Raw genomic sequence first — 23,928 nt, forward strand, 5'->3', positions numbered from 1 at the left:
ATGAAGGTTCTGGTGCCCGTGAAGCGGGTGGTGGACTACAACGTGAAGATCCGCGTGAAGGCCGACGGCTCCGGGGTCGAGCTCGCCAACGTGAAGATGTCGATGAACCCGTTCGACGAGATCGCCGTCGAGGAGGCGATCCGGCTGAAGGAGAAGGGCACGGTCAGCGAGATCGTGGCGGTGTCGATCGGCCCGCAGCAGGCGCAGGAGACGCTGCGCACGGCGCTGGCCATGGGCGCCGACCGCGCCATCCTGGTCAAGACCGACGTCCCTTGCGAGCCGCTGGCGGTGGCCAAGCTGCTGAAGGCCGTGGTGGAGAAGGAGAGCCCGCAGCTGGTCATCCTGGGCAAGCAGGCCATCGACGACGACGCGAACCAGACCGGCCAGATGCTCGGCGCGCTGCTCGGCTGGCCGCAGGGCACCTTCGCCTACAAGGTCGAGGCCGGCGAAGGCAGCCTCGACGTCACCCGCGAGGTCGACGGCGGCCTGCAGACGGTCAGCCTGACGCTGCCGGCGATCGTCACCACCGACCTGCGCCTCAACGAGCCGCGCTACGCGAGCCTGCCCAACATCATGAAGGCCAAGAAGAAGCCGCTCGACGAGCTGGCGCCGGACGCGCTGGGCGTCGACGTGACGCCGCGGCTGACCGTGCTCAAGACCGCCGAGCCGCCGGGCCGCTCGGCGGGCGTCAAGGTCGGCTCGGCCGCCGAGCTCGTGCAGAAGCTCAAGGTCGAGGCCGGCGTCATCTGATCCGCTCCGCGCGGCTCCCGCCCCGGTCGAGCCCCGCGCCCCCCTTCGAGGACACACACGACCATGACGACACTCCTCTTCGTCGAGCACGGCCACGGCCAGATCAAGGACGGCACCCTCAAGGCGCTCTCCGCGGCCCGGGAGATCGGCGCGCCGGTCCACGCCCTGGTGCTGGGCGCCGGCTCCGGGCCGGCGGCCGCGGCGGCGGCCAAGCTGGAGGGGGTCGAGAAGGTCCTGCACGCCGAGGACGGCGCCTACGACCACGACCTCGCCGAGCCGGTCGGCGCGCTGCTGGCGGCGATCGCCGAGCCCTACGACACGATCATCGCCTCGGCCTCGACCACGGGCAAGAACGTGCTGCCGCGGGTGGCCGCGCTCTTGGACGTGGCGCAGGTGTCCGACATCATCAAGGTGGTCTCGCCGGACACGTTCGAGCGTCCGATCTACGCCGGCAACGCGATCCAGACCGTGCAGGTGCCGTCGGGCAAGCGGGTGATCACGGTGCGCACGGCGGCGTTCAAGGCGGCGGCCGAGGGCGGGGCGAGCGCGCCGATCGAGCCGGTCGCGGCGGCCGCGCCGGAGGCGGGCGGCTCGCGCTTCAAGGGCGAGGAGATCGCCAAGTCGGATCGTCCGGAGCTGGCCTCGGCGCGGATCATCGTGTCGGGCGGGCGCTCGCTCGGCTCGTCGGACCAGTTCCACGCGCTGATCGAGCCGCTGGCCGACACGCTGGGCGCGGCGGTGGGCGCCTCGCGGGCGGCGGTGGACGCCGGGTACGCGCCGAACGACTGGCAGGTGGGGCAGACCGGCAAGGTGGTGGCGCCGGACCTGTACGTGGCGGTGGGCATCTCGGGCGCGATCCAGCATCTGGCGGGCATGAAGGACTCGAAGGTGATCGTCGCCATCAACAAGGACGAGGACGCGCCGATCTTCCAGGTGGCCGATTACGGCCTCGTCGGCGACCTCTTCCAGGTCGTCCCAGAACTCCAGGCCGAGATCGGCAAGGCGAAGGGTCAGTAAAGGTCCCATCGCCGCGCGGATCGCTGCGAATGATCCCCGGCGCGGCAACGCGGCGTGCGGGTTCCTTCCGCGCTGAAGATTGGTCTAGAAGGCTGCGACGGCAGGTCTTCGTGGGTGCCGCCGTCGCGTCGGCGCAGTCGGTCGATCCCGGCCGCCGCGCATCGGCGTCCGCATTGGGGGCACAGTTCGGCAGATGGACATGGTGATCAAGCGGATCGGGATCATCGGCGCGGGCCAGATGGGAAGCGGGATCGCGCAGGTCTGCGCGGCGGCCGGTCTCGACGTCCTGCTGAACGATCGCGATGCGGCGCGCCTGGAGAACGGCTTCAGCGCGATCGAGAGCGGCTTCGGCCGCCTCGTTTCGAAGGGCTCGATGACCGAGAGCGAGAGCGCGGAGGCCCGCGCCCGGATCGTGCAGGCCCCGGACTTCGCGGCCCTCAACCCGGCCGATCTTGTGATCGAGGCCGCCACCGAGAACGAGGCGACAAAGCGGGAGATCTTCTCGACACTCTGCGCGTCGCTGCGGCCCGACACGCTGATCGCCACGAACACCTCGTCGATCTCCATCACGCGGCTTGCCGCCGCGACGGACCGGCCCGAGAAGTTCATCGGCATCCACTTCATGAACCCGGTGCCGGTGATGCAGCTCGTGGAGCTGATCCGCGGCATCGCCACGGAGGATACCACCTACGAAGCGGCCAAGGGCTTCATCGCCAAGCTCGGCAAGACCTCAACCATGTCGGAGGACTTCCCGGCGTTCATCGTCAACCGCATCCTGCTGCCGATGATCAACGAGGCGATCTATACGCTTTACGAGGGCGTGGGCTCGGTCGAATCGATTGATACCGCGATGAAACTCGGCGCGAACCATCCGATGGGACCGTTGCAGCTCGCCGACTTCATCGGGCTCGATACCTGCCTGTCGGTCATGCAGGTGCTGTACGAGGGCCTCGCGGACTCGAAGTATCGTCCCTGCCCCCTCCTCGTGAAGTATGTCGAGGCCGGCTGGCTCGGACGGAAGGCCAAGCGCGGCTTTTACGATTATCGCGGTCCTACGCCGATCCCGACGCGCTAGGCCTCCGCAACAACTCTGCGTAACGCATTATCCGGAATCGAGCGCTTGGAAAGGGACGGCGATGCGCGCCGCCCCTCCACCCATACTTGCGGGCGCTTTCTCTACTTCGCCGTGCCGTCATGGGCGCCGGGCTGGGCCGGCTGCGGGTATGACGGATTGCCGCCCGGCACGGCGGTGCTGTTCGATGGCGAAGATCCGTTCGATTGGCCGTTCACCGAGCCGGTGACCTCGCGCCGGGATGCATCCTGACTCTGGCTGGCGTAATCCTTCGGTGAATTCGAGCCGTTCCAGGTCAGCAATCCCACAGTCGCGATGGCCAGCAGTACGAGGCTCGCCACCAAGACCCACAGCACCGGCTTGCCGCGCTCACCCTGCCGGCTTTCTTGTTGGTTCAACTTCTCGGCCATCTGAAAACACCTCGTCGGCGAAACGCAGCACGCGAGATTGCGGCCTGCGACACGAAACCGTTACCGGCCGCCAACGCGGTGCCGAGGAAGGGGGTTCCTGCCGATCGCGGCGGTTACCGGCCGGTGGTGAGCAGGATCTTGCCCAGGTGAGCGCTGGATTCCATCAGTTCGTGGGCTTTCCGCGCCTCCTCCAGCGGGAAGGTAGCGTGCGTGACGGAGCGGATACGCCCGCCATCGAGTTCAGGCCAGACGTCCTTGCGCAGCCCTTCGGCGATCGCGGCCTTGTCGGCCTTCGGGCGGGGCCGCAGCGTCGAGCCCGTGAACGTCAGACGATTACGCATGATCGGCGTGATGTTCAGGCCGTCGACCTTATAACCCCCCATTAGAGCGATCATCACCAAACGCCCGTCCGGTGCGAGGGATTTGATGTTGCGCGCAAGGTAGCTGGCGCCGATCATGTCGAGGATCACGTCGACACCGCGTCCGTCTGTCAGGCGCTTCACCTCCTCGGCGAAATCGGTCTGCTTGTAGTCGATCGCCGCGTCCGCCCCGAGCTCCTCGCAGAACCGGCACTTCTCGGCCGATCCTGCAGTCGCGTAGACCGTCGCACCGAACAGCTTCGCCATCTGGATCGCGGTGGCGCCGATCCCGCTCGAACCGCCATGGACCAGGAAGCGCTCGCCGCGCGCTAGCCGTCCGCGCTGTACGACGTTCGAGTAGACCGTGAAGAAGGTCTCAGGCAGTCCGGCTGCGTCGACCAGCGAGAAGGGTTTGGGCCGCGGCAGGCACAGGGCTGCCTCGGCCACGGCGTATTCGGCGTAGCCGCCGCTGATCACGAGCGCGCAGACCTCATCGCCGATCGCCAAGCCGGTGACACCCTCGCCGAGACCTGCGATGCGGCCAGCGACTTCCAGGCCCGGGATCTCGGTGGCGCCGGGTGGCGGTGGATAGACGCCCGCCCGCTGCGCCACGTCGGGCCGGTTGACGCCCGCGGCGACGACAGCGATGAGCACTTGGCCAGACGCCGGCTTCGGCACGGGTGCGGTCTCAACGGCGATCACCTCAGGGCCGCCAGAGCCGGTGAAGCGGACTTGCCGCATGGTCTCGGGCAGGTCGGCACTGGCCATCGATCAATCCTTCGCGCGCGCGTTGGTCGTGACAGGCCCTGGAAGGCCGCAGTGTGGCTCTAGTTGCGGCAGCGAGCGCGCTTGGCAAGCGGCTAGGACGCTCTCCGCCAACCTGGATGTCGGTTCTGCGGAAGAGAGCGCGTCAGAAAGGCTTGGAGCCGCACCCGATCGCAACGCGATCCGATACGGCTCCAAGCGCTCTTCGCCCCGGCCGAAGCCGGCCTCGCGCGAAACAGCTTCAGCGCGCCGCGGCCTTCACGGCCGCTGGGATGACGATCTGACCCTGCGCGAGGCTCTTCGGCCAGATCGCAACCTGCTTGCCGTCCTGCCACTGCGCCATCAGGCCGGTAATGAAGCCCTGTCCATATTTGATCGAGTGGGTGAACGGGTCGTCCTTACCGTAGTACTGCGTGCGCCCGACCATGCCCTCCCAATCGGTCTTCTCGAGGGCGTCGACGAGCTTGTCGGCCTCGGTCGTGCCCGCCCGCTTCACCGCATCGGCCGCGTAGTAGACTTGGTCGTAGGCCATGTAGCCAGCGTAGGACGGGTCGCTGCCGAAGCGCTTCTTGAATGCATCGCTGAAGGCCAGCGACTTGCCGGTGATCGCGGCACCCGGCACCGCGATGCTCTGGAAGATCACGCCCTGCGTGGCGCCGTTCGTGTTCGACCAGAAGGTCGAGGACGTGGCCTGGGAGTTCATGCCGGTCATGGCGAGCGGCACCTTCTGGTTCTGCCACTGCACGGTCGGCTGCACGCCGACATGCGAGATGCCGGTGACGATCAGGTCGGGCTTGGCCGCCTCGATCTTGTTGTAGATCGGCGTGAAGTCGCCCGTGTCCGGCGAGAAGCGGATGTGATCGACGACCTTCACGCCGATCTCCGGAAGGCATTTCTCGTATCCGACGTCGAGCGGCCGGGTCCAAGCGGCGTCCTCGCTCATGATCGCCGCCGTCTTCACCTTCATCAGGTCGATGAGAAGGTCCTTTGTGGAATCGCAGATCGATTGCGCAAGAGCCGCGGAGGTGAGATATCCGTGGAAGGTGTACTTGTTGCGCGCGTAGTCCTTGTGGACGGCGAGGCTGATCTCGTTGGAGGCGGCGCCCGGCGTGATCATCGGCGTCTTGAGCCGGGCGGCCCAGGGCATCAGCGCGAGTACGACCTCCGAGATGTAGCTGGCGATGACGAGGTTGACCTTGTCCTCCGAGACAGCACGCTGGAAGGCGCGCACCGCATCCGATGCGGAGGACTTGTCGTCGTAGGTGACGATCTGAATCTGGCGCCCGTCGACGCCGCCCTTGGCGTTGATCTCGTCGGCGGCGAGCTGCACCGCCTGCGGGATCGAGGCGCCCACCACCGATTGCGCCTCGGCGATCACGCCGATCCGAATCGGATCCGCGGCTCGGGCGGGTGCCGCTCCGATCAGGCTGGCCACTGCGAGCAGAGCGATGGCCCGGCTCGAAACGCCGCGCTGCCTTGCCTTCGGATCCCGGGCCTTCCGATCTCTAATCTTATGATCCCGTGCCATGCGTTTCCTCCTGCGAACCGCGCGGCTTTTGTCGCCGCGTCGGCAACGCGACAGGAGTGTGCAACATTCCGCAGCTTGAATACAATGTGCAGATGCGTGAACCCTCCGCATGTGTCAGATCATTCCGCAGTGCGTCGATAGATCAAGCTCAGATTGTTCGCCGGCATGGCGATGCGTCGTTCGAGGGTCAGGCCGTGGCGGTCTGCTTCCACGGAAACAGTCACGCGGTCTCGAACGCCCCAGCGGGCATCGCGGGCACGCAGCGCGTCGTCGAACGCGGCATTGCTGTCCGCGCTGTGCCGCCCGTCTTCCCGAAAGGGTCCGTAGAGATAGAGCAGGCTGCCTCCGGCCAGGGCTCGTCCGGCGCCGGCCATCAGACCCTGCGCCGCGGACCACGGCGCGATATGGATCATGTTGATGCAGACGATCGCGTCCACCGGCCCCACCGGCCATCGTGTGGCGGAAGCATCGAGGTCGAGCGGCGGCCGGAGATTAGCGAGGCCGGACCGCCGCACATGGGCCGCAATGCTGCGCCGCGCTATCGGCTCGGGATCGCTTGGCAGCCACGTCAGGGTCTGCAGCGCCGCTGCGAAGTGAACGGCGTGCTCGCCTGATCCGCTCGCGATCTCGAGAACGGTTCCGTGGACCGGCAGGATCTCGCGGAGCACAGTCAGGATCGCGTCCCGATTGCGGGCGACCGCCGGGGCCTCCAGGGCGTCTTCGTCGACGATCCGCTTTGTCATCACGATCCTCGTCAGGCCCGCCAAGAATCCGTGCCAGGATTTGGACGCAGCCTGTCACCTCACCGATCCGGCGCCGGCATATTGCGCTCGGCACGACCATGCCATACCGCGTCACGGCAGGCGGTGACGCTCGTCCTACGTGTCGTTCGAGCCGCACGACACCAGTTCGGATTTAAAGCCGCGGCAGATCGGACCGCTGAAGCCACGGGCCTTGACGCGCTGGCATCGGATCCCATCGCGGGCCGCGACGTCTAGGACATCGACCATCGTGCCTGATTCGCAAGCTGTTCAGACGTTGCCGAAGGCCCAGACGGGCATCGAAGGGTTCGATGATCTGACTTTCGGCGGCGTGCCGGCCGGGCGGCCGTCCCTGATCTGCGGCGCGGCGGGCTGCGGCAAGACGCTGTTCGCCACGACGTTCTTGGTCAACGGCGCGACCCGGTTCGGGGAACCCGGGGTCTTCATGAGCTTCGAGGAGCGCGCCGAGGATCTGGCCGCCAACGTCGCCTCCCTGGGCTACGACCTGGACGGGCTCGTCGCTTCGGGCCGTCTCGCCATCGACCATGTGCGCGTGGAGCGAAGCGAGATCGAGGAGACCGGGGAATATGACCTCGAAGGCCTTTTTATCCGACTCGGCTTCGCGGTGGACAGCATCGGCGCGAAGCGGGTGGTTCTCGACACGATTGAGACCCTGTTCGCCGGCTTCACCGATCCGGCGCTGCTGCGCGCCGAGCTCCGTCGCCTCTTCGGTTGGATCAAGGATCGCGGCCTGACGGCGATCATCACCGGTGAGCGGGGCGAGGGCCAACTTACCCGGCAGGGCCTGGAGGAATACGTCTCCGACTGCGTGGTGCTGCTCGACAACCGCGTGGAGGATCAGATCACCACCCGGCGTCTGCGCGTGGTGAAGTACCGCGGCTCGGCCCACGGCACGAACGAGTACCCATTCCTGATCGACCATGCGGGGATCAGTGTCCTCCCGGTCACCTCCGCCGACCTCGATTACACGGCGCCGAGCGGGGTGCTCTCCAGCGGCGTCGCCGGCCTGGACGCGATGCTTGGGCCGGGCGGATTCTATCGCGGTTCCGGAATCCTGATCTCGGGCGAGGCGGGCACGGGCAAGACCCTGCTGGCATCCTCGATCGTCGATGCGGCCTGCCGGCGCGGCGAGCGCTGCATGGTTTTCGCCTTCGAGGAAAGCGGCGATCAGATCGCGCGGAACGCCCGCTCGGTGGGCATCGATCTGAACCAGCACGTCGCCAGCGAGCTGCTGCGTTTCGAGGCCGCCCGGCCCAGTCTGTTTGGCCTCGAAACCCACCTCGCACGCATGCACCGCGACCTCGACCGGTTCAAACCGGAACTGGTCGTGATCGATCCGATCTCGGCCCTGCGCGGCGCGGCGAGCACCTTGCAGGCGACGCTCCTGCTGATGATCGACCTCGTCAAGGCCCGCGGCATCACGGCGGTTTTCACCACATTGCGGAGCGACGGGTCCCTGGTGCAGGACGACGACCTGGGCGTTTCCTCGCTGATGGACACCTGGATCAAGCTTCAGAATTTGGAGGCGAACGGCGAGCGCACGCGCACGCTCTATGTCATCAAGGCACGGGGCATGAGCCACTCGAACCAGATTCGGGAGTTTCTCATGTCATCGAGCGGGATCCAGCTGATCGATGCCTATATCGGACCCTCCGGCGTGCTGACTGGAACGGCCCGCCTGATCCAGGAGGCGCAGGAGAAATCTGCCTCAGAGCAGCGTCTGCGCGAGACCGAGCGGGGCCTCCGAGACTTGGCCCGCCGCCGTTCGGCGATTGAGCGGCAGATCGAGGAGTTGCGAGCCGGGCTCGAAGCGGCGCAGGACGAGGAGGAGCGTCTGCACGCCGAGGACCGGCTTCGCGCAGTCCGCTCGGAGGAAGAGCGGCAGGCGCTGATCGCACGACGGAGTGCTGCGGAATGAACGCGACGACCCCGGACGAACCGGCCCAGGAGACGGATCCGGACGGCGATCCGGGCCATTACTATCTGCGCCTCTACGTCGCCGGACAGACCAACAAGTCTCTCGCAGCGATGACGAACCTCAAGCGATTCTGCGAGGAGCACTTGGCCGGCCGCTACGATATCGAAGTGATCGACCTCATGAAGAACCCGCAGCTCGCTGCCGGAGATCAGATCCTCGCGATCCCGACGCTCGTGCGCCGGCTGCCCTCGCCCCTGAAGCGGATCATCGGCGATCTGTCGAATACCGAGAAGGTCTTGGTCGGCCTCGATATCCGACCGAAGGCGGATCAGCCTTGAACGGCGTCGTGGCACCATCGCAAACCTCGGAACATTACCGCTTGAGGCTGTTCGTCGCCGGCACGGCGCCAAGGTCCCTCCGCGTGGTCGAGAGCCTACGGCGGATCTGCGAAAGTCACATTGCGGGTCGGTACGAGCTGGAGATCGTCGATATCTACCAGCAGCCCGACCTTGCCGAGCGCGACGGCATCCTGGCCGCACCGACGCTCCTGAAGGTTTTCCCGCACCCCGAGCGGCGGATCTCGGGCGACCTCCTCGACGAAGGCCGCATCCTGCGCGGGCTCCAGATCGATCCGACTGCGGAGGCGCGCTGATGGGTGTCGACGCGCTGCTGCCCGATGACGAGCCGGGCCCGGAGGCCTACCGAGCCCACATCCGGGAGCTGGAAGCGCGGCTGGAGGAGAGCGAGGACACGCTGGCGGCCATCCGCCGGGGCGACTTCGACGCCGTGGTGGTGGAAGGGCCGAACCACGAGCGGCTGGTCTACACGCTGGAGAACGCGGATCGCCCCTATCGGGTGCTGATCGAGCAGATCCAGGAAGGCGCCTTCACGCTCGGGTCCGACGGCGCGCTGCTCTACTGCAACCGCCGACTGGCCGACATGCTGGGCGAGCCGCAGGAGCGTCTCATCGGACGATATCTGCGAGACTTCGTGGAGGCCGATGCCGACCTGGACGACTTGGTACAGAGGGCGATGACCAACCCGGTACGCGGGGAAGTCGAACTCAGGGCGACGGCGGGGACCGAGAGTGCAACCTTCTTGTCGCTCAGCCGCTTCGAGCGTCAGGGTGATGCGCCCCTGCTCTGCGGCATCCTCACCGACCTGTCCGAGCAGCGGCGCAACATGCGGGCGCTCGCGGAGGCGCATGCGCGGCTCCAGTCCGAGAGCGTCGAGCGGGAGCGCGTCGAGGAAGCCCTGCGCCAATCGCAGAAGCTGGAGGCCGTGGGGCAACTGACGGGCGGCGTCGCGCACGACTTCAACAACCTCCTGACGGTCATCAAGTCGTCCACCGATCTACTCAAGCGGCCCGACCTATCCGAGGAGCGGCGCCAGCGCTACGTCGAGGCGATCTCCGACACGGTCGACCGCGCCGCCAAGCTCACTGGGCAGCTCCTCGCCTTCGCTCGACGCCAGGCGCTGCGCCCCGAAGTGTTCGAGGTCGGCGGCTCGCTCCGCGCTGTTGCGGAGATGCTGGACTCGGTCACGGGCGCGCGCATCACCGTCGACGCTCAGATTCCGGAAGAACCCTGCTACATCCGGGCGGATCTCAGCCAATTCGAAACGGCGCTCATCAACATGGCGGTGAATGCCCGCGACGCGATGGGCGGCGAGGGCACGCTGACCCTGCGTCTGCAGGGCGGTGGGCCGATGCCTGCCATCCGGGGCCACGCCGGCTCTCGGCATACCTTCGCGGCGGTCTCGCTCTCGGATACCGGCATCGGAATCGCACCGGAGGTATTACCGCGCATCTTCGAGCCCTTTTTCACCACCAAGGACATCGGCAAGGGGACTGGGCTGGGCTTGTCCCAGGTGTTCGGCTTCGCGAAGCAGTCGGGCGGCGACGTCGATGTGACCAGCCGGCTCCGCCAGGGCACGACGTTCACCCTCTATCTGCCGCAGGTGGAGGCTGCGCCGGAGATCGCGCACGATGCCCCGCGCGAGGAGCGGGCCGTCGATAGCGGGAACCTGTGCATCCTCGTGGTGGAGGACAACGTCGAGGTCGGGCGCTTCGCGACGCAGATTCTGGAGGATCTCGGGCACGCGACGGTTTGGGCGACGAACGCCGAGGAGGCTCTCTTGGAGATCGAGAGGATCCCGTTCCGGTTCGACGCAGTATTCTCCGACGTCGTCATGCCGGGCATGGGCGGGGTCGCGCTCGCCCGGGAACTGGAACGGCGTTTGCCGGACCTGCCCGTGGTGCTCACCTCCGGTTACAGCCATGTGCTGGCGGAGGAAGGGGTTCACGGCTTCGACCTGATCCAGAAACCCTATTCGGTGGAGCAGCTCTCCCGCGTGCTGCGCAAGGTTGTCGGGAAAGGGCGCCGGGGCTTCCGCGCGTCGAAGCGGTAGCGCACGCGTCGGAGATTTCCGCTCAGCGTGTGCCGTACATGCGGTCCCCGGCGTCGCCGAGGCCGGGGACGATATAGCCGTGGTCGTTCAGGTGGCTATCGATGGCGGCGGTCCAAACGGGAACATCGGGATGGGCCGCCTGAAACTTCGCAAGGCCTTCCGGCGCGGCCAGGAGGCAGACGAAACGCAAGTCCGAGGCACCCCGCGCCTTCAGCCGGTCGAGGGCCGCGATGGCGGAGTTCGCGGTGGCGAGCATCGGGTCGAGGACCAGCACGGTGCGGTCGGCAAGGTCTGATGGTGCCTTGAAGTAATATTCCACCGCTTCCAGGGTGTCGGGATCCCGGTAAAGGCCAATATGCGCCACACGGGCCGAGGGAACGAGCGAGAGCATCCCGTCGAGGAAGCCGACGCCGGCGCGAAGGATCGGCGCCAGGACGAGCTTCTTACCCTGGATCTGCCGCCCCTCCATCGGCTGCAGCGGCGTCTCGATGGTGACCGGCTCGAGTGGCAGATCCCGCGTCACCTCGTAGGCTAGGAGCATGCCGATCTCGTTCAGGATCTGGCGAAAACCCTTGGTCGAGCGGTTTTTGTCGCGCAGATAAGTGAGCTTGTGTTGCACAAGCGGGTGATCCACCACGGTGACCCGACCCGTCGGCATGTCCACATTCTCCGCTCCCGTTTGTTGGAGCAATGCCGGAGCGCCCGGCGTGGTGCAACTTGTTCGCTGCGCGACTGCGCGTCCAAAAGCGGCAGGGCTTGCGATCAATCTTGCTCACCAGCCCGGACGATGGTCGTTCGGGTTCGCAGAGGGATGCGCCGACCCATGCGACTCCAAATTAGATCTGCGCCGCGTGTGCGGAGCAAAAAATATTTGAGGGCGAGGCGAACCGCAGGAGCAAGCATTGGAGCAATGTTCTTTGGATTATACTTGTATCATAAATCTAAATTTTTGTATTGTTAGTGATACGTTATTCTATCGAGATGTTAATTAAATAGCTGATTTTTATGTTATAATGGCCTGAACAGCTAGAGATTGTTTGACTCAGATTTTTGTCGGGGTATAAAATCAACCCCGGGACAATGTTTTGGATCAGGCAGGTTCATCGCGCAATGCAAACAAGCCATCAGTAAGCACCATAGCCCATCAATATTGACCGGCATGAGCGATGCATTTGCGTCTTTCCCTCAAGGCAACTCTCTCACTACTCTTTGCATTGCTGGCATTGATCTCCGCCGTTCAGGGCGGCCTATCGCTCCGTGAGTTGGCCGGCATCCGTGAGGCGACCACCGCCGTCGCTACGAACTGAGTCCCGTCCCTCGAAAAGGTAAGCACGATCGAGATCGCGGCCTCCGAGGTGCGCATCAAGCAGTACCGGCTCGTCCTGCTCTCGGAAAACTCGGAGCACCGCGCGCGGAACGAGACTAATGTCGCCGCGACCCATGATCGGCTGGGCGAGGCGCGACGCGCCTACGAACCTCTGATCACCACGGCGGACGAACGCGCCTCCTACGACGCGTTCGCCCAGTCCTGGGCCAAGTTCGAGCACGTGGATGCCGAGGTGCGCCGGCTCGTGGCAGCGGACCATCGGCCTGAGGCGTTGGCGGTCCTCAGCAGTCCGGACACCGTGACCCTGTACGATACTGCCCGGGCCACGCTCGCGCGGCTCGTCGCGCACGACGAGAAGGCCGCCGCCGAGGATGCCGACAGCGCGATGATGCGCACCAACCGTGCCTCCGTGACCGCCTCGGTCGGGATCATCCTCTCGATCATCGCGGCCCTGGGCGCCGCAATATTCGGGCTGATGCGGATCTCCCGGCCGATCGCGGCGATGACCTCCGCCATGTCGATGCTGGCCGAGGGTGAAGCCGGAATCGACATTCCGTCTCGGGACAGTCGCAACGAGGTCGGCGCGATGGCGGCAGCCGTGCAGGTATTCAAGGACAACCTGATCCGGACGCAGAAGCTCGAAGCCGAGGCTGAAGAGGCACGTCGCGTCGCCGAATCGCAGCGTCGGGCCGGCATGCGTGAGACGGCTGATCGGTTCGCGGCCGCCGTCAGTGGCATCATCGCTCGCGTCTCGGCCTCGGCGACCGAATTGCAGGCTACCGCCGAAATCATGACGCAGACCGCCAACCAGACCGCCAGCCAGACGACCAATGTTGCCGCAGCCGCCGAGCAGGCGGCGAGCAACGTCAACACAGTGTCGGCTGCGGCCGAAGAACTGGGAACGTCGGTGCAGGAAATTGGACGGCAGGTGGATGGATCGGCCAGGCTCGCCCAGGCGGCGGTCGAGGAGGCCGACCATACGGGCGCGCTGGTACTGGAACTGAATACCGCGGTCGCCAAGATCGGGGACGTGGCAGGCCTGATCTCGAACATCGCCAGTCAGACGAACCTGCTGGCTCTCAACGCCACGATCGAGGCCGCCCGCGCAGGCGACGCCGGCCGGGGGTTCGCCGTCGTCGCCGCCGAGGTGAAGGCACTGGCCGAGCAGACCGCCAGGGCCACCGAGGAGATCGGCGCACAGATCGCCCGGGTCGAGGCTTCCACCGAGGAAGCCGTGAGCGCCATCGGCGCGATCACGTCCCGCATCCGCGAGATCAACGCTGTCGCGACTTCCATTGCCGCCGCCGTGGAGCAACAGGGCGCGGCCACACACGAGATCGTGCGGAATGTCGGTCAGGCGGCGCAGGGAACGGCCGAGGTGACCGGTAACATCGTCAGCGTCGCGGGGGCGACCGAAGCGACTGGTCGGGCGGCCGGCCAAGTCCTCGCTGAAGCCGCCCGGCTTTCGGAGCAATCCGAGAACCTGACGTCCGAAGTCGATCGCTTCCTCGAAACGCTTCGGGCCGCCTGACGATTCTGCCGCTTTGCCCCAAGCCGTGCGAAGCCCTGCCTGCGTCAACGCGTGGAACGAGACATGGATGTCGAGAGCGGCGCAAGCCGGTCGCGCTTCGGCGCGGCTTGCGCGAATCGACCTTCGGTCACAACGATTAGCGGATCGGTCCGGGCCGCGTGGCCCGGACCACTAGTCGCTGCAGCGTCAGACGGTGCGGCTCTCGCCGCCCTCATTCCGGCGCTTGGCCATAAAGGCGTCGAACTGCTCGCGGTCCTTGGCCCGCTTCAGTTCTTCGACGAACTCCGCGAAGGCGCGGCTCTCCTCTTCCAGCGCTCGACGCTGTGCCTCAAGGCGATCGAGTTCGGCACGGCGATAGGCATCAAACGCCGCATTGCCGGTGCTGTCGCGACGGTTCGCGGCCTCGAAGGCGCGGGCGAACCTGGAAGCCGGGCGGGACGCCTCAAAATCGGAGACGGCGCGCCGCGCTTGGTCGCGCAATTCGGCGAAGGCCGGATAGCCGGCGAATTTCCAGGCGACGAGGGCAAGGCCGATCGGCCACCAGTAGATAAACCCGACGACGATGGCGCCGATCTCCAGCGAGCGGCGCGGGAACGGGCCAGACCGGCAGAGCCGGCCACTCGCCCAGGAAGAGGAGGATTGTGAGGTCACGGCTGTGCTCCACGGTTCATGTGAACGCGGTTAACATGCGTGTGGCCGCAGGGCCTTTCAAGGCCGCCCGGACTCGGGACCTTGCGTGCTGGACCGCGCCGCGCCGTGGACTAGGGCAAGGACACCGGCGCGGAGAAGCTCGTACTTGTCAGGGAAGCCCGGTCCGCGCGGTAGGTGTCCAGCCGCGGAGAGCGTCGCTAAGCCGTGGGCGAGCGCCCACACTTCGAGGGCGATGAAGCGGGGGGCGACGCCGCCGAACCCGTCCGTGAAGGTCGCCTGTAGCGCCTCGACCAGCAGGTCGAAGGGGCTCGGACGGGCGGCTTGCCTGTCCGGGCTCGGTGAGTGTTCGTGGCCACCCGGATCTTGGCCGCCGCGCGTCTCAAAGATGGCTGCGTAATAGGCGGGCTCCTCCTCGGCGAAGGCGAGATAGGTCTCGCCCATGCGGGTGAACCGCTCCAGTGGTGTGCCGCGCGAGGTCAGGGCGCGTGCCAACCGGGACGCGAGTTCCGCGAAGCCGCGGCCGGCGAGTTCCTCCAGCAGAGCCTCGCGCCCGCGGAAGTGGCGATACAGGGCGGCCGGCGTCACGCCGACAAGGCGCGCGGCGTCTACCAACGTGAAGCCTCCGATCCCGCGCTCAGCGATGAATCGGCGCGCAGCCTCGATGAGGGCTTCCTTCAGGTTCCCATGATGGTAATTGCGCCGATCGCTCGGCTTGTCCCCCCAGGGTCGCAAGATCACACATCCTCTACGCGCACGAACACACGTCACGGAACCGGCGCAGTCCTTTCGCGTACCTTGACCAGCAAAATACAGCGATATCCGTGACACCCAAGCTGGCATTACGGCCGAGCGGAGCAATTGTTTCGCAGCGTGCCTGAAGCTGTGGCTTGACCGGTTGATGACAGTGTAACATTATAACAGATGGGCCTGTCTCTCTGGCTTGGCTGGCAGTGACGTGAGCTTGGCGGCGCAGCGCCTAACCGGGGGACCAAAGTGCGGCATGGCTTTCGTAAGCCTCAAGGCGTGGCGTGCTCGATCCGCTGAACGCGCCGAGATCGCGGCGCGGCTGAAGCGCGACCTGATCGATGCGCTCAAGCTCGACGAGGCCGACGCGCTCGCGGTCAACGAGATTGCCTGTGCCGACCCGGGTTGTCCCGACATGGAGACCATCGTGCTGGTGATGCGGTCGGGGGCTCCAACGCGGGCGCTGCGGGTGCGGCGCTCGCTCGATGCGGTCGATGCGGATGACATCGCGGCGCTCGTCGAGGAAGACCGTTTGTGCGGCACGCCGCGATGAACGACATCTCGATGATGTGAACGGGCGGATCCGCCAATCGGGCGCCCTACGACAGACTGACACCGCATCGCATCCGGGCGCATCGTGTAGCGTGCCTCTGCGGACTGCAGCCGGCGCACCGTCACGCTGTCCGGGAGATAAACATCATGAGAAGCCGTCGATACGCCCTGGCGCTGACCGGTCTCCTCCTCTTCGCGGGTCTTGCGCCGGCGCAGGCTGGTGACGCGATGCCGTTCTCGGAAAGCGGCTTTGAGGCTGCGCGTGAATCCGGCAAGCCGATCCTGATCGAGGTCAGCGCGCCCTGGTGCCCGATCTGCAAGGCGCAGAAGCCGATCCTCGCGAAGCTCGCGGGAGAGCCGCGCTTCAAGGATCTCCAGATTTTCGCCATCGATTTCGACAGTCAGAAGGATCTGCTGAGGCGGTTCGACGCGCGGATGCAGAGCACGCTCATTGCCTTCAAAGGCAAGACCGAGGTCGGGCGCTCCGTGGGTGAGACCCAGCAGGAGTGGATCGAAGGCCTCCTCGAGAAGACGCTCTGAGCGGCACGAGGTCGTCTTCCGCTTTCGTTCAGCCAGAGCCCGGCATAGCGCGTCAGCCCGCTCGGATCCTGCGGGACTCGAGGGAGACGACACGGTGACGATCGCCCAGAACTCTGCCGCCCCGAGCGCGATCGTGGCTGTGCCTGTTCGCAACGAGGAGGAGCGCATCGCGGCCTGCCTCCGGGCCATCGATGCACAGGAGAGCGTGGCCCCCGGATCCCTCGGTCTGGTGCTCTTCCTGAACAACTGCACCGATCGCACCGAAGCCATCGTTGCGGATCTTGTGCCGACGCTGGCGATCGCGGTCCGCATACAGGTGGAGAATGACCCGAACGCCCATGCCGGTTGGGCCCGGCGCCGGGCCATGGATGCGGCCGTCGCGTGGCTCGGCGATGAGAACCCCCTTGGGATCATCCTGTCCACTGATGCCGACAGCAGGGTTCCGCCAAACTGGGTCGCCCGCAACCGTGCCGCCATCCTGGCCGGTGCCGACGCAGTGGCCGGCCGGGTCGAACTCGATGCCGCCGAGGCGGCCCTCCTGCCGCCCTCCCTGCCGGCCCGGGGCCGGCTGGAGGACATTTACGACGCCTTGATCACGGAGGCGGAGGCACGCATCGACCCCGATCCGCACGATCCCTGGCCCTGTCACCGCACCGCGATCGGTGCGACTCTCGCGGTGACGCGTAGGGCCTATCTCCAGGTCGGCGGCATGCCGGAGATTCCCCTCGGCGAGGATGGTGCGTTCATCGCGCGGCTGCTCGAGCACGGTTTGCGCGTTCGGCACGCCACGGACGTCTGCGTGACCATCTCGGCCCGCCTAGCCGGCCGGGCACCGGGCGGCGTCGCCGACACGATCCGCTCGCGCTGCGAGGAGCCCGACGCGCTGTGCGACGCGCGGATGGAAACCTTTCCGCGCGCCGTACTCCGCTATCTCTGGCGGCGACGGTTTCGCCGCCTGCATGGACGGGGATCGCTGGGGCGAAACACCGCCTGGGCACGGTCGATCGGCATCGGAGACGCGGAGGCGAGGCGGATCGCCGCCTTACCCCTCGGCCAAGCCATCGCGGAGGCCGAGCGCGCCAGCCCGCGCCTGGCTTATCGACCGATCGGTCCGCGTCAACTTCCGGGTCAGATCCGGCTGGCCCGCCTCGGCGTCGCCGCGATTCGGGTCGCCCTCGGGCTGGCTGGACGTGTCCTCCGGCAAGCGGGCGCATCACGCGAGGCGGATCGATCGATGCCGAGCACGCCGGGCGGCCGAATCTGACAGACTTAGCGGGCGCGACCGCCGAGCAGATCCCGCGGCGCCATTCCGAAACGGCGTCGGAACGCGCGGCTGAAGGCGGCCGCGTCGGTGAAACCGGAGCTGACCATCACGGAAGCCACCCGCCCGCCATCCGGCAGGGCGACGAGCCGGCGGTAGGCCCGATCCAGACGGGCCTCGCGGATCTTGGCCGCGACACCTCCGTCGCCGGTGAAGGCGGCGTAGAGCCGGCTGCGCGAGACCCGGAGCGCCAGTGGCAGGGATTCGGGCCCGAAGTCCGGATCGTGCAGACGGCGCTCGATGTGGGCCAATGCCAGCGCGCGCACAGCGTCGACCGACAGGCCTTCGTCGGGCCGCTCGCCCGGCGCGTCGGCGAGGGCGCGCAGCAGGTGCAGGATGGCCCTCGGTGGCGATGCCGGCCTCAGCCTGGGACAGACCTGCAACGGCCTTCATGTAGGACCGGAGATACCCGACGAAGAGCCCGCTCAGGGCCGTCGCGCGAAGCCGGCGACCGGCAAATGCCTGCGGGCTTCCGATTTGCGCCAGGAACGCGGCGCGGGGCACTTGGAAGCGGATTTCCTCGTAAGTGTCGCGGCTGCCGATGGAGAACGCCTGATCCAGGGTGTGGAAGGCGACGTCGCCAGCGCTGAGGAGACCGCCGTTGTTGCCCTGCTCAAGGTAGCCGGTCCCTTGGAGAAGGACGACCACGGCGATGTCATCGCGGCCATCGGCCCGGGCGTGATGGGCCGTTCGCTCGACACCGACCGGCTTGCTGAGGGTGTGCAGGATCGCGCCGTGCATCGACAGCGCAACCCTGCGGGACGCGGCAAAGCCAAGGTCCGGGGCGAGTTGGACCGCATCCACACGCGCCAGCGCCGTGCTGCGCCAGAAGTCAAAGGCCCGACTCGACTCGACGTCATCTGTGGTCTCGATGAGAACCGGTACAGTTTCACGCATGCTCACCGTGCGATGCCCTCACGGTCGTCAGCGTTGGCTGCCGCCTTCTCTGTGGATGAAACGGGAACGAGCGTTGCAGATGCGCTGGCACGCCGCAAGCGCGACCACTCCGCGAGGCGTGCGACGGGCCCGGCTGCCGGCAGCACGCCGGGTCGAATCACAGGTCCGGACCTGGCCTGATGGCGTGCGAAGTCCGGGACGACGTCAGTGGTCGGCGGCGGCGACCTGACCCTCGCCGCGGGTCATTTGAGCGTCGGCGAACCGAAGAACCACCGCACGTCCTTCCGGCGGCGGCGCGGTCAGGCTCGCGCGGAACCGCACCGTCTCCGAAGCGGCGAGGATGGTTCGCGGAGCGGGGACCGAGAAGGTCCGTACCGCTCGGCCTCCTGCGTCGCGAATCTCGACGCTGAGCGGCGCCACCGGCATGTCGGACCGTGCGACGCCGACGAGATCACCCTCGACCACAAGTTCGGCGGGTCGGTCGTCCTCGGCGGGATTGCTGAAAGCCACCACGTCCCGAATCTCGATGCCGCGCAGGTTCACCGGCAATCCGATACGCGCGAAGAGCGACGCGGTTTGCGGAACGGCGCGGACCACGTTCGCGCGGGCCAGGCATAAAAGGGGCAGCGCGGCCAAGAGCGTCAGGCCGAAGGCCAGGGAGGGGGAGAAACCCGGGACCGCGCGCCGGCCCACCCCGCCGCGGAGCGTCCGCCGAGCCCGCGAGCGAACGGCGGATGGCATGGCCTCGGACGCCTGCCGAACCGAGGCGGCCGCCTCCTGCCATGCGGCGTCGGCGACTGGGTCGGAGCCGGCATCCATGCTGGCCGAGAGTTCGGCCTCGTGGCCGGCCAGCACGTCGGCCGGGGTGATGAACCACGTCTCGCGGCATGCGGCGCAACGAACCGAGCGGCCTTCCATGCCGACCTTGTCGGCGGCGATCCGGTACTCGCTCGCGCAACTCGGACAGACGATCAGCATACGCGCCATACTCGCAAGGACCGGCCGAACAGTGCCGGAAAATGAATTCGCTTGAGAAAGTGTCGCCGAACAGGGTTAAGCGGGTGTGAAATCCCGCAGGCCTTGAAAACGCCTGCCCGCCCGGCGATTCCCGGGTGAGCGACAGACGAGACACGGCACGGCCTTGAACCTCCAGGCGAACATGAAGAGCCTGCTGCCCGGCGCGGAGCGGCCGGTGGTGCAATTCGAGAACGTCGGCATGCGATACGGCCTCGGGCCGGAGATCCTGTCCGACGTCAGCTTCCGCATCGCGCCGCGCTCCTTCCAGTTCCTCACCGGCCCGTCGGGCGCCGGCAAGACGACGCTGCTGCGCCTGATCCTGCTCTCGGCGCGGCCGACGCGCGGCCTCGTCTCGATCTTCGGCGAGGAGGTGAGCGGCATCTCCGCCAAGGCGCTCACCGGACTTCGGCGGCGCATGGGTGTCGTGTTCCAGGACTTCCGGCTGCTCGACCATCTCACGACCTACGAGAACGTCGCGCTCCCGTTGCGCGTCCAGGGACGCGCGGAAACCAGCTACCGCGCCGAGGTCGTCGAGCTGCTGCGGTGGGTCGGGCTCGGGGAGCGCATGCACGCATTGCCGCCGCTCCTGTCGGGCGGGGAGAAGCAGCGCGCGGCGATCGCCCGAGCGCTGATCGCCCGGCCAGACCTGCTGCTGGCCGACGAGCCGACCGGCAACGTCGACCCGGGATTGGGGCGGCGGCTCCTGCGGCTGTTCCTGGAGCTGAACAAGCTCGGGACCTCGGTGATCATCGCCACACACGATTTCGGTATCATGGACGCCGTCGATGCCCGCCGGATGGTGCTCGGCGAAGGCCGGCTTCGGATCGAGGAATGAGCATACAAGCCATCTCGCGGGCGCGGTCGCAGAGCCCGACCGGCGCCCTGGATCCGACCACGCCGGCGAACCTGCGCCGCAACGCTCCGCTCGTCCCGACCGACACCGCGGCCGGGCGCTCGCTGGCGGCCGTCATCGCCATCCTGACCTTCCTGGCGGGCCTCTGCGCCGGAGCGGCCGAGATGGTCGCGGCCAATGCGGTGCAGTGGCAGGGCGATGTGGCCCAGGAGGTGACGATCCAGATCCGTCCCGGGCCTGGACGCGACGTCGACGCGGACGTCGCCCGGGCCACAGGCATCGCCAAGGCGGAGCCGGGCATCGCCGAGACGCGGGTCTTCTCCAAGGCCGAGGCCGAGCGCCTCCTGGAACCCTGGCTGGGGAGCGGCCTCGACCTCTCGGACCTTCCGGTCCCGCGGCTGATCGCGCTCAAGATCGACGTCAACCGCAGCGCCGACCTGAAGCGTCTCCGGTCCCGGCTGCTGGAAGCCCTCCCCGGTGTCGCCAGCCTCGACGATCACGTCCTCTGGCTTCAGCGGCTCTCGACGGCCGCCAACGCCTTCGTGGGCGTCGGCATCGGGCTGGTGATCCTCGTTCTGGTCGCGACGGGCCTCGCCGTGACCTTCGCAACGCGCGGCGCCATGGCGAGCAACCGCGAGGTCGTCGAGGTGCTGCATTTCGTCGGCGCCGACGACGATTATATCGCCCGCGCCTTCCAGAGGCGGTTCTTCGGCCTCGGCCTGCGCGGCGGCGCGATCGGAGCGGGAGCGGCGATCCTCGCGTTCGTGATCGCCGGGCTGCTGGCGCGCGCCGCTCGCTCAGGTCCGGCCGGCCAGGAGGTGGAGGCCCTGTTCGGAGCCTTCCATGTCGGGCTGCGCGGCTACGCGAGCGTCATCCTGATCGGCGTGATCGCGTCGTTGGTCACCGGCGTGGTCTCGCGGATCACCGTGCGGCGCTTTCTCGCTTGAACCGGGCCGATCGCATCAGAGGCGAGGAAATAGGGGGGCTCGACAGGACGTTTACGATTTGGAAACCTGAGTCGCTACGCTGTGGATGGGCCGACCGCGCTGCCTCCGGGCCGCCGCAATCGGAGCCGATCCTCCGGAGAATGACCACGCGTATGCTGCGCGCATCGGATCCGCTCTCGACCGACATCGTCGGCTGGGCTTGGCACGAGTGGGGTCGCCCCGGTCGTACCCTCTCGCGCCGCGCGCCGCAGCCGCGGGGCCGGATTGCCTTGTGGACCTGCGGCGCAGGGGTCTGTTTCGGGGCCCTGGCGTTAATCGCCGGCTTCCTGATCTTCGTCGGCGCCCTCGCCCGTCACGAACGGACACCGCTCGACAGGGCGGACGGCATCGTGGCGCTCACCGGCGGCGCTCAGCGGATCGGCGACGCGATCGACCTGCTGGCCGGCGGCTACGGGCGGCGCCTGCTGATCACCGGCGTCAATGAGCGCACAAGCCGCGATGAGATCGCCCGGCTGAATCCGACCCAGCGCGCGCTGATCGCTTGCTGCGTGGACCTCGATTACCGGGCGCGCAACACGATCGGCAATGCCATCGAGACACGGCGCTGGATGCGGGCGCACCGCTTCAGCACCGTCGCGGTGGTCACGTCGAACTACCACATGCCCCGGACGCTCGTGGAGCTGGATCATGCCTTGCAGGACAGCGACCGCGTCCTGCCCCATCCGGTGGTGACGGAGGCCTTCGATGCCGACCGGTGGTGGCAAAGTCCGATCGCCGCGAAGCTCGTCGCCTCGGAATACGTAAAGTTTCTGGCGAGCTGGGTGCGGACGCGCTTCGAGGCCGATCCGGAGCGCTCGCGGGCGGCGATCCTGATCGGGCGCCGCAAGCCCGTGAAGATGGTGGCCGAGCCGTTGATGATGCGCGGCGTCGACTAAGAGCGTCTCAGAGCCCCTTGCACCGCGCCTTGATCACACCCGAGAATTCCCGATCCGAGCCCTGCACCTGAGCGAGCCGCTCGCCGCGTTCCGAGCCGGACAGGCAACGTCCGTAGACGCTTGCAACCCGGCGCATGGTCTCCACGTGTCGCCGCCAGACTCGGCAATTCTTCGCGTCGTCGCTGTCCGCCTGCTCCAGCTGGTCGATGGCCTGCCGCTGCATCGATTGCGCCACGAGTAGATCGCGGGCGCAGGTGGTCTCGCCCTGCGACAGGGCAGGCCCCGTAAGCCAGGCGACAACCGCCATCCCGGCGGCAATTCGGTAGACCGACATCAGGCGGCCTGCGGCGCCGTGGAGCGGGTCAGCAGGGCGTAGAGCGCGCCGGCGTCCCGCGCGGCCCGGATATGGGCGAGCATGCCCGGCTCGCGCAGAATCCGGGCGACCTGCGCCAGAGCCTTCAGATGGTCCGCACCCGCACCTTCGGGGGCGAGCAGCAGGAACGCGATGTCGACCGGCTGACCGTCGAGCGCCTCGAAATCCACCGGTCGGTCGAAGCGGGCGAACAGACCGAACAAGCGATCGAGGCCCGGCAGCTTGCCGTGGGGGATCGCCACCCCATCGCCGATTCCGGTCGAGCCGAGACGTTCCCTCTGGAGCAGGGTCTCGAAGACGGGCCGTTCCCCGAGGGCCGGAAGGCGGCGCGCCGCCTGGGCGGCGAGATCCTGAAGCACCTGCTTCTTCGCCCGCGCGCGCAGGGAGGGCACGACCGATTCGGGGTCGAGGAATTCCAGAACTGGCATCGAACGACCGTTGCCCCGTCGCCCGCCCAAGTGGGATCGGGCCTCGTCGCAGGGGCGCCGACGGCCGCCGTGGCCATGCCCCTGACTCTCAATCGACCGGGAAACAAGCCGGTTCCGGCTCCGTTCCTCCCGACCCGCCGCGTCACTCGCCGGCGTTCGGAGGGTCCACCCAGCCAATAGCGCCGTCGCTGCGCCGATATACGACGTTGACGCGGCCGGTTCCAGCGTGGACGAACACAACCACTGGGGATCCCGTCATATCGAGGGCCGTCACCGCCTCGCCGATCGTGCGGCGCTGCAGGGTCTTGGTGCTCTCGGCGACGATCGGCGGATGCGCATCGCCCTCCCCCGCCTCGTCCTCCTCGTCGTCGGGTGCGGCGAGGACCGCGTAGGCGGCCTCGACCGCCGCATCGTCACCCGGCCCGGTCGCATGCTGCTTCAGCCGGTGCTTGTAGCGGCGCAGCCGCGTCTCGAGGCGCTCCGCGGTCTGCTCGAAGCTCGACCGGGCATCGTGGGCGAAGCCGTTCGCCTCGATGGTCAGGCCCGAGACGAGATGCAACACGCAGTCCGTCCGGAAGGCCGTCCCGTCCCGACGAAGCGTGACATGGCCGGAGCAGGATCCGTTCATGTGCGAGTCCAGGTATTTGGTCTGGATGGCGGCCATCCGCTCCTCGACGCGGCCGCGCAGACTCTCGCCGAGATCTACGCCGTGGCCGGTGACCCGCAACGAACCCATGCTGCCTCCCCTGCTTGAATGACGTGAGCCGAATTAGAGAGCCGGCTCGCGTTAAGTCAACGGAGC

At 67.2% G+C, this 23,928-nt stretch carries 26 protein-coding genes and 1 pseudogene; 15 read left to right on the plus strand and 12 right to left on the minus strand.

The window, feature by feature from the left end:
- The 3 genes from ACLBX9_RS23915 (at nucleotide 1) to ACLBX9_RS23925 (ending at nucleotide 2,842) form a co-directional block, all read left to right on the plus strand.
- Nucleotides 1-750 carry an electron transfer flavoprotein subunit beta/FixA family protein gene (locus ACLBX9_RS23915; protein ID WP_010683582.1) on the plus strand — a complete coding sequence of 250 codons (750 nt, stop codon included), beginning with the start codon at nucleotides 1-3 and terminating at the stop codon, nucleotides 748-750.
- A 63-nt stretch (nucleotides 751-813) separates the two neighbouring features.
- Nucleotides 814-1,767, plus strand: coding sequence for an electron transfer flavoprotein subunit alpha/FixB family protein (locus tag ACLBX9_RS23920; RefSeq protein ID WP_010683583.1), 954 nt, complete (start codon nucleotides 814-816; stop codon nucleotides 1,765-1,767).
- Nucleotides 1,768-1,960: 193 nt separating this feature from the next.
- The gene (locus tag ACLBX9_RS23925; RefSeq protein ID WP_010683584.1) at nucleotides 1,961-2,842 is read left to right on the plus strand and encodes a 3-hydroxybutyryl-CoA dehydrogenase; all 882 of its coding nucleotides are present in this window, start codon (nucleotides 1,961-1,963) and stop codon (nucleotides 2,840-2,842) included.
- Between the two features lie 101 nt (nucleotides 2,843-2,943).
- Here ACLBX9_RS23925 and ACLBX9_RS23930 read toward each other — a convergent pair whose 3' ends face one another.
- From ACLBX9_RS23930 to ACLBX9_RS23945, 4 genes are all read right to left on the minus strand, one after another.
- Nucleotides 2,944-3,249, minus strand: a complete 306-nt coding sequence (locus tag ACLBX9_RS23930) for a hypothetical protein (protein WP_447720690.1) — start codon at nucleotides 3,247-3,249, stop codon at nucleotides 2,944-2,946.
- Between the two features lie 113 nt (nucleotides 3,250-3,362).
- Complete coding sequence (locus ACLBX9_RS23935) at nucleotides 3,363-4,376, minus strand: NAD(P)H-quinone oxidoreductase (RefSeq protein ID WP_447720691.1); 1,014 nt, start codon at nucleotides 4,374-4,376, stop codon at nucleotides 3,363-3,365.
- Between the two features lie 238 nt (nucleotides 4,377-4,614).
- Complete coding sequence (locus ACLBX9_RS23940) at nucleotides 4,615-5,901, minus strand: ABC transporter substrate-binding protein (protein ID WP_447720692.1); 1,287 nt, start codon at nucleotides 5,899-5,901, stop codon at nucleotides 4,615-4,617.
- A gap of 119 nt (nucleotides 5,902-6,020) precedes the next feature.
- The gene (locus ACLBX9_RS23945) at nucleotides 6,021-6,644 is read right to left on the minus strand and encodes a DUF938 domain-containing protein (RefSeq protein ID WP_447720693.1); all 624 of its coding nucleotides are present in this window, start codon (nucleotides 6,642-6,644) and stop codon (nucleotides 6,021-6,023) included.
- A gap of 268 nt (nucleotides 6,645-6,912) precedes the next feature.
- Between ACLBX9_RS23945 and kaiC the strand changes: the two genes are divergently transcribed.
- Genes kaiC through ACLBX9_RS23965 form a run of 4 tightly spaced genes read left to right on the plus strand, consistent with a single transcriptional unit; the run spans nucleotide 6,913 to nucleotide 11,010 of the window.
- Nucleotides 6,913-8,601 carry a circadian clock protein KaiC gene (kaiC, locus tag ACLBX9_RS23950; RefSeq protein ID WP_447720694.1) on the plus strand — a complete coding sequence of 563 codons (1,689 nt, stop codon included), beginning with the start codon at nucleotides 6,913-6,915 and terminating at the stop codon, nucleotides 8,599-8,601.
- Nucleotides 8,598-8,939, plus strand: coding sequence for a circadian clock KaiB family protein (locus tag ACLBX9_RS23955; RefSeq protein WP_447720695.1), 342 nt, complete (start codon nucleotides 8,598-8,600; stop codon nucleotides 8,937-8,939). Before kaiC ends, ACLBX9_RS23955 begins: the two co-directional genes overlap by 4 nt.
- Nucleotides 8,940-8,980: 41 nt before the next feature.
- Nucleotides 8,981-9,253, plus strand: coding sequence for a circadian clock KaiB family protein (locus tag ACLBX9_RS23960; protein WP_447720696.1), 273 nt, complete (start codon nucleotides 8,981-8,983; stop codon nucleotides 9,251-9,253).
- Nucleotides 9,253-11,010: an ATP-binding protein gene (locus ACLBX9_RS23965; protein WP_447720697.1), complete on the plus strand. Its 1,758-nt coding sequence runs from the start codon at nucleotides 9,253-9,255 to the stop codon at nucleotides 11,008-11,010. The genes ACLBX9_RS23960 and ACLBX9_RS23965 overlap by 1 nt, the downstream gene beginning before the upstream one ends.
- A gap of 22 nt (nucleotides 11,011-11,032) precedes the next feature.
- On the opposite strand, the gene upp is transcribed toward ACLBX9_RS23965, so the two are convergent.
- Entirely contained in the window at nucleotides 11,033-11,668 is a 636-nt protein-coding gene (gene upp / locus ACLBX9_RS23970) for a uracil phosphoribosyltransferase (protein ID WP_447720698.1), read from the minus strand.
- A 508-nt stretch (nucleotides 11,669-12,176) separates the two neighbouring features.
- Between upp and ACLBX9_RS23975 the strand changes: the two are divergent.
- Nucleotides 12,177-13,868: pseudogene (locus ACLBX9_RS23975) on the plus strand (methyl-accepting chemotaxis protein).
- Nucleotides 13,869-14,054: 186 nt separating this feature from the next.
- Here the strand turns inward: ACLBX9_RS23975 and ACLBX9_RS23980 are convergent.
- Together ACLBX9_RS23980 and ACLBX9_RS23985 are read right to left on the minus strand one after the other, a co-directional pair.
- Nucleotides 14,055-14,519: a DUF2852 domain-containing protein gene (locus ACLBX9_RS23980; protein ID WP_010683595.1), complete on the minus strand. Its 465-nt coding sequence runs from the start codon at nucleotides 14,517-14,519 to the stop codon at nucleotides 14,055-14,057.
- 57 nt (nucleotides 14,520-14,576) lie between these two features.
- Complete coding sequence (locus tag ACLBX9_RS23985) at nucleotides 14,577-15,251, minus strand: TetR/AcrR family transcriptional regulator (RefSeq protein WP_447720699.1); 675 nt, start codon at nucleotides 15,249-15,251, stop codon at nucleotides 14,577-14,579.
- A 268-nt stretch (nucleotides 15,252-15,519) separates the two neighbouring features.
- Here ACLBX9_RS23985 and ACLBX9_RS23990 point away from each other — a divergent pair, with 268 nt between their 5' ends.
- The 3 genes from ACLBX9_RS23990 to ACLBX9_RS24000 all read left to right on the plus strand — a co-directional run bounded on the left by ACLBX9_RS23990 (nucleotide 15,520) and on the right by ACLBX9_RS24000 (nucleotide 17,619).
- Entirely contained in the window at nucleotides 15,520-15,816 is a 297-nt protein-coding gene (locus ACLBX9_RS23990; RefSeq protein ID WP_447720708.1) for a hypothetical protein, read from the plus strand.
- Nucleotides 15,817-15,962: 146 nt separating this feature from the next.
- Entirely contained in the window at nucleotides 15,963-16,355 is a 393-nt protein-coding gene (locus ACLBX9_RS23995) for a thioredoxin family protein (protein WP_010683598.1), read from the plus strand.
- Between the two features lie 94 nt (nucleotides 16,356-16,449).
- Nucleotides 16,450-17,619, plus strand: coding sequence for a glycosyltransferase (locus ACLBX9_RS24000; protein WP_447720700.1), 1,170 nt, complete (start codon nucleotides 16,450-16,452; stop codon nucleotides 17,617-17,619).
- A 5-nt stretch (nucleotides 17,620-17,624) separates the two neighbouring features.
- Here ACLBX9_RS24000 and ACLBX9_RS24005 read toward each other — a convergent pair whose 3' ends face one another.
- Nucleotides 17,625-17,942, minus strand: a complete 318-nt coding sequence (locus ACLBX9_RS24005) for a helix-turn-helix domain-containing protein (protein ID WP_447720701.1) — start codon at nucleotides 17,940-17,942, stop codon at nucleotides 17,625-17,627.
- Between the two features lie 70 nt (nucleotides 17,943-18,012).
- On the opposite strand from ACLBX9_RS24005, the gene ACLBX9_RS24010 reads away from it, so the two are divergent.
- Nucleotides 18,013-18,753: a hypothetical protein gene (locus ACLBX9_RS24010; RefSeq protein ID WP_447720702.1), complete on the plus strand. Its 741-nt coding sequence runs from the start codon at nucleotides 18,013-18,015 to the stop codon at nucleotides 18,751-18,753.
- 24 nt (nucleotides 18,754-18,777) lie between these two features.
- On the opposite strand, the gene ACLBX9_RS24015 is transcribed toward ACLBX9_RS24010, so the two are convergent.
- The gene (locus tag ACLBX9_RS24015) at nucleotides 18,778-19,551 is read right to left on the minus strand and encodes a zinc-ribbon domain-containing protein (protein ID WP_447720703.1); all 774 of its coding nucleotides are present in this window, start codon (nucleotides 19,549-19,551) and stop codon (nucleotides 18,778-18,780) included.
- Between the two features lie 181 nt (nucleotides 19,552-19,732).
- Here ACLBX9_RS24015 and ftsE point away from each other — a divergent pair, with 181 nt between their 5' ends.
- The 3 genes from ftsE (at nucleotide 19,733) to ACLBX9_RS24030 (ending at nucleotide 22,325) form a co-directional block, all read left to right on the plus strand.
- Nucleotides 19,733-20,425, plus strand: a complete 693-nt coding sequence (gene ftsE, locus ACLBX9_RS24020) for a cell division ATP-binding protein FtsE (protein WP_010683602.1) — start codon at nucleotides 19,733-19,735, stop codon at nucleotides 20,423-20,425.
- Entirely contained in the window at nucleotides 20,422-21,390 is a 969-nt protein-coding gene (locus ACLBX9_RS24025) for a cell division protein FtsX (RefSeq protein WP_010683603.1), read from the plus strand. Before ftsE ends, ACLBX9_RS24025 begins: the two co-directional genes overlap by 4 nt.
- A gap of 152 nt (nucleotides 21,391-21,542) precedes the next feature.
- Nucleotides 21,543-22,325 carry a YdcF family protein gene (locus ACLBX9_RS24030; RefSeq protein WP_447720709.1) on the plus strand — a complete coding sequence of 261 codons (783 nt, stop codon included), beginning with the start codon at nucleotides 21,543-21,545 and terminating at the stop codon, nucleotides 22,323-22,325.
- A gap of 7 nt (nucleotides 22,326-22,332) precedes the next feature.
- On the opposite strand, the gene ACLBX9_RS24035 is transcribed toward ACLBX9_RS24030, so the two are convergent.
- The 3 genes from ACLBX9_RS24035 to ACLBX9_RS24045 all read right to left on the minus strand — a co-directional run bounded on the left by ACLBX9_RS24035 (nucleotide 22,333) and on the right by ACLBX9_RS24045 (nucleotide 23,862).
- On the minus strand, nucleotides 22,333-22,659 hold the full coding sequence (locus ACLBX9_RS24035; protein WP_447720704.1) for a hypothetical protein: 327 nt from the start codon (nucleotides 22,657-22,659) through the stop codon (nucleotides 22,333-22,335).
- Nucleotides 22,659-23,126 carry a PTS IIA-like nitrogen regulatory protein PtsN gene (gene ptsN, locus ACLBX9_RS24040; protein ID WP_010683606.1) on the minus strand — a complete coding sequence of 156 codons (468 nt, stop codon included), beginning with the start codon at nucleotides 23,124-23,126 and terminating at the stop codon, nucleotides 22,659-22,661. The genes ACLBX9_RS24035 and ptsN overlap by 1 nt, the downstream gene beginning before the upstream one ends.
- Before the next feature lie 142 nt (nucleotides 23,127-23,268).
- Nucleotides 23,269-23,862 carry a ribosome hibernation promotion factor gene (locus ACLBX9_RS24045; RefSeq protein WP_010683607.1) on the minus strand — a complete coding sequence of 198 codons (594 nt, stop codon included), beginning with the start codon at nucleotides 23,860-23,862 and terminating at the stop codon, nucleotides 23,269-23,271.
- Nucleotides 23,863-23,928 lie beyond the last annotated feature (66 nt).

The sequence above is a fragment of the Methylobacterium sp. A49B genome, from assembly GCF_053346215.1.